At 39.7% G+C, this 11,277-nt stretch carries 10 protein-coding genes; 3 read left to right on the forward strand and 7 right to left on the reverse strand.

Features of this window, described 5'->3' with window-relative positions; genetic code table 11:
- Nucleotides 1-124 precede the first annotated feature (124 nt).
- Together AACS98_RS20665 and AACS98_RS20670 are read right to left on the reverse strand one after the other, a co-directional pair.
- On the reverse strand, nt 125-1,231 hold the full coding sequence (locus AACS98_RS20665) for an ABC transporter ATP-binding protein (protein ID WP_066383463.1): 1,107 nt from the start codon (nt 1,229-1,231) through the stop codon (nt 125-127).
- Between the two features lie 116 nt (nt 1,232-1,347).
- On the reverse strand, nt 1,348-2,064 hold the full coding sequence (locus AACS98_RS20670; protein ID WP_066383466.1) for a GUN4 domain-containing protein: 717 nt from the start codon (nt 2,062-2,064) through the stop codon (nt 1,348-1,350).
- 418 nt (nt 2,065-2,482) lie between these two features.
- Here AACS98_RS20670 and AACS98_RS20675 point away from each other — a divergent pair, with 418 nt between their 5' ends.
- A complete protein-coding gene (locus tag AACS98_RS20675; RefSeq protein ID WP_066383469.1) occupies nt 2,483-3,904 on the forward strand; it encodes an NADP-dependent isocitrate dehydrogenase in 1,422 nt (473 codons plus the stop codon).
- A 52-nt stretch (nt 3,905-3,956) separates the two neighbouring features.
- Here AACS98_RS20675 and AACS98_RS20680 read toward each other — a convergent pair whose 3' ends face one another.
- Complete coding sequence (locus AACS98_RS20680; RefSeq protein ID WP_066383471.1) at nt 3,957-4,466, reverse strand: DUF29 family protein; 510 nt, start codon at nt 4,464-4,466, stop codon at nt 3,957-3,959.
- 339 nt (nt 4,467-4,805) lie between these two features.
- On the opposite strand from AACS98_RS20680, the gene AACS98_RS20685 reads away from it, so the two are divergent.
- Nucleotides 4,806-6,164 carry a serine/threonine-protein kinase gene (locus AACS98_RS20685; RefSeq protein ID WP_066383473.1) on the forward strand — a complete coding sequence of 453 codons (1,359 nt, stop codon included), beginning with the start codon at nt 4,806-4,808 and terminating at the stop codon, nt 6,162-6,164.
- A gap of 239 nt (nt 6,165-6,403) precedes the next feature.
- Here AACS98_RS20685 and AACS98_RS20690 read toward each other — a convergent pair whose 3' ends face one another.
- From AACS98_RS20690 to AACS98_RS20700, 3 genes are read right to left on the reverse strand one after another with little or no spacing between them, the layout of a single operon-like run.
- Complete coding sequence (locus tag AACS98_RS20690; protein WP_066383475.1) at nt 6,404-8,050, reverse strand: serine protease; 1,647 nt, start codon at nt 8,048-8,050, stop codon at nt 6,404-6,406.
- A 4-nt stretch (nt 8,051-8,054) separates the two neighbouring features.
- Nucleotides 8,055-8,885: a S1 family peptidase gene (locus AACS98_RS20695; RefSeq protein ID WP_066383477.1), complete on the reverse strand. Its 831-nt coding sequence runs from the start codon at nt 8,883-8,885 to the stop codon at nt 8,055-8,057.
- Nucleotides 8,886-8,891: 6 nt separating this feature from the next.
- Nucleotides 8,892-9,440, reverse strand: a complete 549-nt coding sequence (locus AACS98_RS20700; protein WP_066383480.1) for a COP23 domain-containing protein — start codon at nt 9,438-9,440, stop codon at nt 8,892-8,894.
- Nucleotides 9,441-9,774: 334 nt separating this feature from the next.
- Here AACS98_RS20700 and AACS98_RS20705 point away from each other — a divergent pair, with 334 nt between their 5' ends.
- The gene (locus AACS98_RS20705) at nt 9,775-10,350 is read left to right on the forward strand and encodes a Uma2 family endonuclease (protein ID WP_066383482.1); all 576 of its coding nucleotides are present in this window, start codon (nt 9,775-9,777) and stop codon (nt 10,348-10,350) included.
- Nucleotides 10,351-10,432: 82 nt separating this feature from the next.
- Here AACS98_RS20705 and rsmG read toward each other — a convergent pair whose 3' ends face one another.
- Nucleotides 10,433-11,170 carry a 16S rRNA (guanine(527)-N(7))-methyltransferase RsmG gene (gene rsmG, locus AACS98_RS20710; RefSeq protein WP_066383486.1) on the reverse strand — a complete coding sequence of 246 codons (738 nt, stop codon included), beginning with the start codon at nt 11,168-11,170 and terminating at the stop codon, nt 10,433-10,435.
- Between the last annotated feature and the right edge of the window lie 107 nt (nt 11,171-11,277).

Genomic DNA, 11,277 nt, shown 5'->3' on the forward strand with positions numbered 1-11,277 from the left:
AAAGCAGGTGAACGCTTTAGCTAAAAATGATCAAGCATTGTATGCCGCTAACTTAGATGGGCGCAACTGTATTAAGTCCGCCCAAACTAGCGACTTGCATGATTAGCTGACAACACAACTAGAGTTAATTTTGAGGTAAAATTCTGTCTCCTGTTTTGGGATCAAAGATAAACAACTGATTTAAATCTAGTTTTAAAGATAGGCGATCGCCTGGATGCGGACGCACATCACCACCCACCTGAATATTCAAAAGTGTCATCGCGCCAGGTAAACCCACACGAATTAAAGTTTCTCTTCCCAAAGGTTCTACTACCTTGACATCAACTAATAAAACTCCTGGTTGTGGATTGTTAACTTCTGAATCATTGTTAATAGCAATATGTTCGGGACGAATACCCAAATCAATACTTTGACCTAGAGGTAGTTGTAAATTTTCTCTGAGAAATGCGGGAATTTCTATTAACTGACCACCCACATCAAAACCATCATTTTTATAGATTGCGGGTAAAATATTCATGGGTGGACTACCTAAAAAAGTAGCCACCATTTGATTCGCAGGACGAGCATAAATACTTTGGGGGTCGCCAATTTGTTGAATTCTTCCCCGATTGAGTACCACAATCTTATCGGCTAAAGTCATAGCTTCGACTTGATCATGGGTGACATAAATAGTTGTCACGCCTAATTCTTGATGTAATTGTTTTAATTCGGCTCTAGTATCATCTCGCAATTGAGCATCTAAATTAGACAAAGGTTCATCTAATAAAAATACTTGAGGTTCGCGGGCGATCGCTCGTCCTAATGCTACCCGTTGTTGTTGACCACCAGACAGCTGTTTAGGTTTACGATCAAGTAAGTGTTCCAAAGACAGCGATCGCGCCACATTTACGACTCGTTCTTGAATAATTTTCGCGTCAACCCGCCGCATTTTTAACCCAAAGGCGATATTTTCCGCCACCGTCATGTGCGGATACAGCGCGTAATTTTGGAACACCATCGCCACATCACGCTGTCTAGCTGGGACACTATTGACCAACTGATCACCAATATAAAGTTTGCCAGAACTGGCAGTTTCTAAACCAGCAATTGTCCGTAAAATTGTAGACTTACCACAACCGGAAGGGCCTACTAAAACCCAAAACTCACCATCAGGAATTTCAAAAGAAATATCCTCAATAGCGGTGACATTGTTAAATCTACGCTTGATATCTTCTAAAAGAACTCTGGCCATGATTTAATTTGAGATTTAGTTATTAGTTATTAGTCATTAGTCATTAGTCATTAGTCATTATCCCTCATCTCCCTTCCCAGTACCCAGAACCCACTCCCTAGAACCCACTCCCCCCTTCACTTAGACCAAGCAGGATGAGCAAATAAAGAAGCAATCACACGCACACCCCGCAATTGATTTGAGAGAGGTAAATGACCTTTAGGCGCAGTCAAATCCCAAGTAAAGCCATTGGGATATCTTGTCCAGTTATTACCATTTTTCCAGCCAATTTTCGTCCAGAGATTGTCCCAATTTTTACCCAAACTCAACCAAAGTTCTCGCTGGACTGAAAAACCAAATTTCCCTTCAGAGTGAACTAACCACAAATTATTAATCGTATGTAAATCTACGGTGGGGAAATTGTCTACCTCAGTAAAATACAACCATTTTCTTTTGACTGCTGTCGGGCCTGCCAACTCGCACATTTTTTCAATTGTCACGCGATCGGCTGCTTGGAAATCTTGAGCAGCTAGTAATTGTTGCAAAGGTTTATAATTAATCCCTGCGTCTGATTTTAGAGGTACAATGCCTTCAGAAAAATGAGTTTGCAGAAACTCTTGGGCTTGAGGTGCATCAGAGTTGTAGATAACTTGGTAGGCTTTGCCATCAACCCAAGTCGCTGGGGTGTCTCGACGTTGCAATAAAAATTCCATCAACACATCTAATCCCTGATTACCCAAATCAGCTAATTGTGGGATGATTTGTGTTTGAACTTGCATAGACCCAGCGATTAACTTTTCTCGGAGGGAGTCGATGTCCTTAGCATTGCCTGATAGAATCATTGGGTCTGTCATGCCATTACTCGTGTTAGCGGTCAGTGAAGAAGCAGTTGGCTATCTGGCTCAATCTAAGATTAAGCAATGATAGCGAAAAGTAGTTTACTATTTTTGATCGTACAAAATTGCGGCAGTTTCACTGAATCCTATACTGAAATCCCCAAATGCTGTACAAGGGGAATAGGGGGAAAATCTGCACATTCAGAGGTTAGAGGCGTTTAGGCGAGGAAGGTGCAGGGGAGATGAGGGAGATGAGGGAGATGAGGGGGATGAAGGAGATGAGGGGGATGAGGGGGAAATTATTTCCTAGTACCCAGTCCCCAGTACCCAGTACCCAGTCCCCAGTCCCCAATCCCCAATATCTACAGTAAAATTTGCCAGCCTGGAAAAACAGCATCTTGTAACTGGTTGCGTATCTTTGTGGAGTTTGTAAAGTATGTACGAAAAGATTAACCCCCCTACGACTGGAGAAAAAATTACTTTCAAAAATGGTGAGCCTGTTGTACCAGACAATCCCATTATCCCGTTTATTCGGGGCGATGGAACGGGTATTGATATTTGGCCGGCTACGCAAAAAGTTCTAGATGCGGCGGTAGCAAAAGCATATCAGGGTAAGCGTCAAATTAGCTGGTTTAAGGTTTACGCTGGTGATGAAGCTTGTGATTTATACGGTACTTATCAGTATTTGCCGCAGGATACGTTGACAGCTATTAAAGAGTATGGTGTCGCTATTAAAGGGCCTTTGACTACTCCTGTGGGTGGTGGTATTCGCTCTTTAAACGTGGCATTACGCCAAATTTTTGACTTATACGCCTGTGTGCGTCCGTGTCGTTACTATGCTGGTACGCCATCACCCCACAAAAACCCCGAAAAGCTAGATGTGATTGTCTATCGGGAAAATACAGAGGATATTTATTTAGGGATTGAGTGGAAGCAAGGCAGTGAAATAGGTGATCGCCTAATTTCCATCCTCAACAAAGAACTCATCCCCGCTACCCCAGAACACGGTAAAAAGCAAATTCCTCTGGATGCGGGTATCGGGATTAAACCCATCAGCAAAACCGGTTCTCAGCGTTTAATCAGACGCGCTATCAAACACGCCCTGCAATTACCCAAACACAAGCAACAAGTAACTCTGGTGCATAAGGGTAACATCATGAAGTACACTGAAGGTGCTTTCCGTGATTGGGGTTATGAATTAGCAACTACGGAATTTCGTCAAGAGTGCGTCACAGAAAGGGAATCTTGGATTTTAAGCAACAAAGAGAAAAATCCTCATATTTCTCTGGAAGAAAACGCCCGGTTGATTGATCCTGGTTTTGATGCTCTGACTCAAGAGAAGAAAGCTCAAATTGTCAAGGAAGTTGAAACAGTTCTTAATGCAATTTGGGAAACTCACGGTAACGGCAAGTGGAAAGATAAAATCATGGTAAATGACCGGATTGCTGATAGTATCTTTCAACAAATCCAAACCAGACCAGATGAGTATTCAATTCTGGCGACAATGAACTTAAACGGCGATTACTTGTCTGATGCGGCTGCTGCGATTGTTGGCGGCTTAGGGATGGGGCCAGGGGCAAATATTGGCGATTCCTGCGCCGTTTTTGAAGCTACCCACGGCACAGCACCCAAACACGCCGGCTTAGACAAGATTAACCCTGGTTCAGTGATTTTGTCTGGTGTGATGATGTTAGAGTTTATGGGTTGGCAAGAAGCGGCTGACTTGATTAAGAAAGGTTTAGGGGATGCGATCGCTAACGGTCAAGTCACCTATGATTTAGCTAGATTGCTAGAACCACCCGTTGAACCCCTCAAATGCTCTGAATTTGCCGACGCAATTATCAAACATTTCGGTTAATTTTAGTTAACCAGTTCCCCGACTTCTTTGAAAAGTCGGGGAGCTAAAATTTTCATCCCCAGTTTTCACCCCCAGGTAATTGCGTCAATGTTTCTACAACCATCCTGGGTACTTCTTTTGGTGAATAAGTATAAGTGAGTAGCAAAAATTTTACAGCATTCTGCATTAGTTCGTTTCTATTGATTAAATCAGCTAGTTGAAATTGGCTATATGCACCGTTCATTACTTCTAGACTAGCATCAGCGATCGCATCTTCAATTACTTCTTCCTCAATCAGATTCTCCCATTCATCTTGATTGACATAATAAGATTTTTTATTATCTTTAATATTGATTTTTTGAATTTCTCTCACTGAATTACGAATAGAAGCAGCCCAAGAATTTGTTAGACGCTTTTCTATTTGATTTTTGATTAAATGAATCAATAAAATTTTCAAAAAAGATTGAATTTGTCTGAGATTGGCTTGTTTACTCATCCCTTCCAATTCATCAACAATTGCCAAAGCATCCTCATAACGTCCTTGTAAAATACTATTTCTGAGGTCGATTAATTCCTGTGTCATTTTACTTAACCTCTAGGATGATTTTTAGATTGATGATAACGTATTTATAGATAAGGGCTAAGAGATTGTTTTAAAAGTATTATTGCTAACATTAACATCTGAAAAACCTAACCCCGTGAATCTCCCCTACAAATGTCGAGACTTGGATGCAAAGTCTCGACATTTGTAGGGGAGAGGCTTTAGTATTGATGCCTACGCCTACGGGAAGTGCTAAAGTAATTAAACTGGAGTCCTGGTTTTAATTTTATCAATCATACCTTATGTACCCAAAAACAAAATGTGTGCCATAATTAACATAAAATGGGGGCATAACTGCCAGTATACAGAGAGGCTTTTGGTATGAGAGGCAAGATTATAGACAACCGTTACCTCATTATTAACAAGCTCGGACAAGGTGGGTTTGGGACTACATTTTTAGCGAAAGACACCAAACGACCAGGAAACCCGATTTGTGTTGTCAAGAAGTTTACACCACCCAGTAAAGACCCAATAACTTTGAAAAAACTTAAAGAGTTTTTTGACCAAGAAGCAGTAATGCTAGAAACTTTGGGAAAGCATCAACACATTCCCCAACTTTTAGCCCACATAGCCGAAAATCAGGAATTTTATATAGTTCAGGAACATATAGAAGGTCATGATTTGAGCGATGAATTACCATCAGGTAAACAAATGAGTGAATCTGATGTGATTAAACTTCTCATAGAAATTTTAGAAGTATTAGAATTTGTACATAAACATCAAGTTATTCATCGAGATATTAAACCTAGCAATATTCGTCGTCATAAGTCAGATAATAAAATTGTTCTGATTGATTTCGGTGCAGTTAAACAAATTAGCACACAGATAGTTAATAGTCAGGGACAAATTACTTCTACTTTAATTATTGGTACTCCTGGCTATATGCCACTTGAACAACAAAGAGGTAAACCACAACTCAGCAGTGATGTTTATGCAGTGGGGATGGTTGCTATTCAAGCACTAACAGGTGTACTGCCTCACGAATTAGAAGAAGATGCAAAAACAGGAGAAATAATTTGGCGTAGATACGTAAATGTCAGTCCAAAACTGGCAAAAATTTTAGATAAAATGGTGAGTTATAACTTTCATCAGCGTTACCCTACAGCCAAGGAAGCTTTACAAGCCGTTAAAAGCTTATCACCAAAGCCTATAAACTGGAAGTTACTGCTAGGCTTAGGAATGGCTGTATTTATCAGCTTAATCAGCTTCTTGATTCCCAAAGACGATTTCAATTTATATGAAAATTCTCAATATGGAATCAAGATAAAATATCCAAAAACCTGGGATAGACAAGATTTAGAAAACCCAATTACTGGCGAATTGGTTACTTTTATATCTCCTAAACAACGTGATGTAGATAAGTTTCAAGAAAACGTGACAATTACTGTTGATAAGTTTTCTGGTACATTAGATGAGTTGCAAGCATCCAATATTAAAGAAATTAACAATACTTTGGCAGGAGGTAAGATTCTTACTCAAAGTAAAACAACACTGGCAAATAAAGAAGCTAGACAATTAATCTTCACTGGTAAAAGTGGCAAGGATAGTTTAAAGAATATGCAGGTTATGACTTTCAAAGGTGACAAAACTTATATAATTACTTATACAGCGAAAATAGATGATTATGATGAGTTTGTAAAAACAGCAGAGAAGATGATTAAATCTTTAGAAATTAATTAGCCAAAATTTATTTGTATATTTGTAGGGTGGGTTAGCGACAGCGTAACCCACCATAGTGGACTGTCTAGACTAAAATAGTGCATTAAATTGGAAAAAATTAAACGCAGATGAACGCCGATAAACGCGGATAAAATCGATCTCAATCATAAATCCTGTTCATACTTTCATTTTATAAATACTGATTCAGACATCCTCATTCTCTGCGTCTCTGCGCCAGATAATTATTAATTAGTTAAATTTCACCGTTGTTGTAATTCTCTAATTTTGGCTTGGGCATTTCTTAAAAATTTTTCATTGCCCCCCTGTTGCTGATAAAGTTTCACAGCTTGCTGTAAGTCAGATATTGCTTGAAATTTATTTCCTAAAGAAGCATAAGCAATTCCTCTATTGTGATAAGCATTGGCATAGTTAGGATTAATCTTGAGAGCTTGGTTGTAATCAGCTATTGCCCCCCGCTTATCTCCTAATTCAGAACGGGCAAGTCCCCGGATGATGTAGGCATCGGCAGAGTTAGGATTAATCTTGAGAACTTGGTTGTAATCAGCTATTGCCCCCTGCTTATCTCCTAATTCATAACGGACAAATCCCCGCCCGATGTAGGCTAAGTCTAAGTTAGGATTAATCTTAAGAGCTTGGTTGAAATCAGCGATCGCCCCCTGCTTATCTCCTAAATCAGAACGGGCATATCCCCGGTTGATGTAGGCTCCAGCATAGTTAGGATTAATCTTGAGAGCTTGGTTGTAATCAGATATTGCCCCCTGGTTATCTCCTAATTGAGAACGTGCATTTCCCCGGTGGTTGTAGGCTAAGGCAAAGTTAGGATTAATCTTAAGAGCTTGGTTGAAATCAGCGATTGCCCCCTGGTTATCTCCTAATTGAGAACGGGCAACTCCCCGGTTGATGTAGGGTTGAACATAGTTAGGATTAATCTTGAGAGCTTGGTTGTAATCAGCGATCGCCCCCTGCTTATCTCCTAAAGTATAGTAGGTGGAACCCCGATACAAAAACGCCTCGGTATTATTAGGATTAAGGCGAATAACTTCGTTATAAGCAACTATCGCACCTTTATAATCTCCTTTGCCAAACTTATCCGCAGCCAAAGCCAAATAATCATCCGCCTTTAATCCTGTCTTCTTCGGTGCATCAGGCAACCGCACACCCACATCCATACCATTCCTTGCCGACAACCTAATAAAAGTATTAATAGGAATACCTGCATTTCTACCTGATTTTACAATAGCAATTGCAGGATTTATCTTATCAAGAGCAACATCACTTGATTCTTCTCCTTTACCATGAATACCTATCACTTCTCCCTGATCATTAAAGACTGCTCCCCCACTCATGCCTATAAGTGTAGGATTGTCATAAATTAAATTATAGCCATTATCAATAGATGCTTGAGTAGCATTGGCAATTACTTGTCCATTACGGCAATCATAAACAGATACTTTCACCCCTGATGTCCTGTGAGGAAAACCAGCCACATAAACTTTTGTTCTTCTGGCTAACTTATCTGAATTACCAAATTTAGCAACTTGATAATCTTTGTTGCTAGTAAACTGCAAAATGGCTAAATCTATCTTATTATCTAACCTTTTCACAGTCTGATAATTGAGTTTATAGCGTTGATTATCTGGTGTGACAATTTCATATTTAAAATTTGGTTTATTCACAACATGATAAGCGGTGAGAACAGTATAAATATTTCCTTGTCGCTTAATAATTACCCCAGAACCAGGTGCTTTACTGTCAATTAATACCGTGATTTTCTCGGCTATCTCATCTACTTGTTTATTACTACAGATTGCCGTGGCGACTTGCGGCTGTACAAAAGCTATTGATAAACCTATGATTGCGGCTGGAAGTGTATATTGATAGTTCATTAATTTAGCCTCCAATCTCCAGTAGAGACATCTCATGAAACGTCTCTACATTAGACATCTTAGACTTCTGAAATTTTCCGATCATTTGCATCACCTGATCTATTGGTACAGCCCAACTCAAACTAATAATTTGCTGATGTAAATTTTCCTGTGCTTGCGAACCATCAACAAATACAGAGGGAACATCCCATACAGGATAAGCGTGCATTCCGTTCACACCAACAACTTCACCCCTTTTATTCAACAAAGCCCCTCCACTCATTCCTTTTTCTAGACGGTTGGTATATCCGACTTGATAGCCTTCCTCTAAAGGTTTTTCTAATACTAGAGATACTTTACCTCTAGTCAACAAAAATTTAATTTCCTGCGGTTTTTCCTCCACAGGAAACCCAGCAACAAATACTTCCTCCCCCACTTTTGGCGAAGCACCCAACGCCGCTACAGAATAGGCTTTTTTAAGACTGGTAAATTGCAGTATTGCCAAATCATAACCGTGAAAATTCACATTCTTTTGTATGTCTGCTTGATAAATGTGACCATCTGGTGTTTGAATGTGATAGGGCGGATTATCTGCTCTCAGAACGTGGGCATTAGTTAATACTGTATAAACTGAATTTTGCGTATTTAATAATATTCCTGAACCCAAGAATTCTGTTGATAATATCTTCACAGTAATTGCGGATGCTTTTTCCTGCAACTGTTCTATTGAGAATTGAGTAGGCGGTGGTGTAATGCTAGTTTTTTCAGCATAAATGCGGCTAGTTTCTGCGGAGGCTGATAGCAAAAGTGACACACCACCAATACAGGCGACAAGTTTTAATATGCGCCAAACCATTTTAATTTAATCTGATTCAACTGTGGCATTATTTATGTAATCCTCGAAGTTAATATTAATTGTGTCGCTAGCACTTTCATGAAGTGTATTACCAGCAGCTAAACCCCGACGGTCTAAGAGTCTACGTAGTGTAGCATTGGGATTAATGCCACGTTTGAGAGTAAATAACAAATTGTCATCTGTACAGCGTGAATTTTGGCTAGTACCAGCACAAACTACAGGTTCACCTCTCAGCATCCCGGTAGTAATATTTTTCAGTGTACCTTTGTCGTTACTTCTTTGAAATCTCTTAGATACTTCTACGCAGCGACGTTGAGCAGTCCAAGGTGGTGGAAAGTAAGCGTTAGAAGTCCAACGAATTATTGTGACTTTTCTACCATCTTGAGTGCGGGCAAAGGTGACTGGTACACCTTGACTTTTACTACAGTAAAAGGTTGCACCTCTAGCGTAGCTTGGTTGGTTGGTTGTTGCAATTGTGGCTAATACTGTCAGGGAAGCTAGGGTGACGGTTTGTGTCAAAGCTCTAGACACTTGACTAAATAACGGTTGTTTCATGAATCAAGTAATTTTGGAATATTAATTTAATACTCTTCCCTTATTAAATTATACATATACAAGCATTTATGTAATTCGTATATATACTTAGACAAGATTAACCCAGGTTTGGTGATTTTGTTTTGTATGATCATGTTGGAGTATCTGGGTTAGCAAGAAGCGACTGACTTGATTAACAAAGGTTGAGGGGATGCGATATTGTTAATGGATATCCTGCACCATTCTCAATCACCGTAGGGTGGGCAATTCCAATTAATTTAATTTACTCTTATGGGCGGTTGTTCGCCGTCATTGATACTATCTATCTATCGCCATTACTAACCAGGCTCTTTGTATGGTTATCAGTCCTTTGACATTAAAATTAGACACCGTTCACCTCACCGATGAACAGTTCTATCAGTTATGTCAAAATAACCGGGAGTTTCAATTTGAACGCACATCTACCGGAGAATTAATTATTATGCCACCTGTGGGTGGAGAAAGTGGCAATCGAGAAGCAGATTTAATTATTGATTTAGGAATTTGGAATCGTCAAACTCGACTCGGTTATACTTTTAGTTCTTCTACTATATTTAAATTACCAAATGGTGCTGACCGTTCTCCTGATGCAGCTTGGATTAAAAAAGAACGTTGGGAAGCTTTAACTCCTGAACAAAAACGTAAATTTCCCCCTATTGCGCCGGATTTTATCATTGAATTAAGGTCAGCAACAGATGATTTAGAAACTCTGCGTCAGAAAATGCAAGAATATCTGGATGCGGGGGTAAAATTGGGATGGTTGATAAATCCTCAACAGCAGCAAGTTGAAGTTTATCGTTTAGGACAAGATGTGGAATTGCGAAATTTGCCTACAGCGTTATCGGGTGAAGATGTATTACCAGGATTTGGTTTGAGTATACCTTTGTATTGAGGTTGGAAAGAGTTGATTTTGAAACGCGGAGGAGCGCGGAGGTAAACGCAAAGGAGCGCGGAGTTTGTTTGAGAATGATGTATTAGAGGGGTTTTTGGGTGGGTGTTCCTACAGTGCGGGGAAATTTAGCTGGTGTGGTGGCAATTTTTCGCAGGTGAAGACAGTGGCGAATGCTATGGGTGAGGGGTGTGGAGAAGTTTTCAATTGCTTCTATTTCTCCACCTAGTTGTATGACTGCATTTTGCAAGGTTTGAGTTTCTTCTTCTGTCCATGTACCACGATAAATTATTGCTAAACCACCTTGTTTGAGTAATGGTAGTGTGTATTCGGCGCAAACTGACGCATTACTAACTGCGCGAATTAATGCTATATCATATTGTTGGCGGTGCTGGTTTTGTTGTCCGATTTCTTCGGCTCTACTAACTAAAGTTTTGGCGTTAGTTAGGGCAAGTTTATCTAATATTGTGTCGATAAAGTTAATCTTTTTGCGGGTGGAATCTACTAGGGTAATTGTAGAGTTAGGTGCAACTATGGCAATGGGTACACCAGGAAAACCTGCACCTGTACCAATATCAATTACAGATGCACCTTCTTCAAGTGATGAAATAAGTTTTTGCTGTGGTGCAATTCCCCGCAATGAATCCCATAGATGTTTTTCCCAAAATTCTTGAGGTTCAGTGATACGAGTTAAGTTTAACTGGCGATTTCCTTCTAAAATTAATTCATAAAGCTGTTGAAATTTCGCTTGCTGTTCTTCGGTAGGTTGCCAATTAAGAGTTTCTTGCCAAATTTCTGCCATTCCTGGCAATGTGTTAGTCATTATATCAATTCAAAATTCAAAATTCAAAATTCAAAATTAAAGAATTGTGGGGTAAAAATCTCCTCTACCCCCCAGTCCCCAGTCCCCAGTCCCCAGTCCCCAGTCCC

This window comes from Anabaena sp. CA = ATCC 33047 (assembly GCF_963870205.1).
GTDB lineage: Bacteria > Cyanobacteriota > Cyanobacteriia > Cyanobacteriales > Nostocaceae > Trichormus.

Bases quoted from the DNA above. Each gene is read 5' to 3' on its own strand.
- AACS98_RS20670 (WP_066383466.1), bottom strand. From the start codon at position 2,064: ATGACAGACCCAATGATTCTATCAGGCAATGCTAAGGACATCGACTCC.
- rsmG (WP_066383486.1), bottom strand. From the start codon at position 11,170: ATGACTAACACATTGCCAGGAATGGCAGAAATTTGGCAAGAAACTCTT.
- AACS98_RS20665 (WP_066383463.1), bottom strand. From the start codon at position 1,231: ATGGCCAGAGTTCTTTTAGAAGATATCAAGCGTAGATTTAACAATGTC.
- AACS98_RS20680 (WP_066383471.1), bottom strand. From the start codon at position 4,466: ATGACACAGGAATTAATCGACCTCAGAAATAGTATTTTACAAGGACGT.
- AACS98_RS20700 (WP_066383480.1), bottom strand. From the start codon at position 9,440: ATGAAACAACCGTTATTTAGTCAAGTGTCTAGAGCTTTGACACAAACC.
- AACS98_RS20705 (WP_066383482.1), top strand. From the start codon at position 9,775: ATGGTTATCAGTCCTTTGACATTAAAATTAGACACCGTTCACCTCACC.
- AACS98_RS20675 (WP_066383469.1), top strand. From the start codon at position 2,483: ATGTACGAAAAGATTAACCCCCCTACGACTGGAGAAAAAATTACTTTC.
- AACS98_RS20695 (WP_066383477.1), bottom strand. From the start codon at position 8,885: ATGGTTTGGCGCATATTAAAACTTGTCGCCTGTATTGGTGGTGTGTCA.
- AACS98_RS20690 (WP_066383475.1), bottom strand. From the start codon at position 8,050: ATGAACTATCAATATACACTTCCAGCCGCAATCATAGGTTTATCAATA.
- AACS98_RS20685 (WP_066383473.1), top strand. From the start codon at position 4,806: ATGAGAGGCAAGATTATAGACAACCGTTACCTCATTATTAACAAGCTC.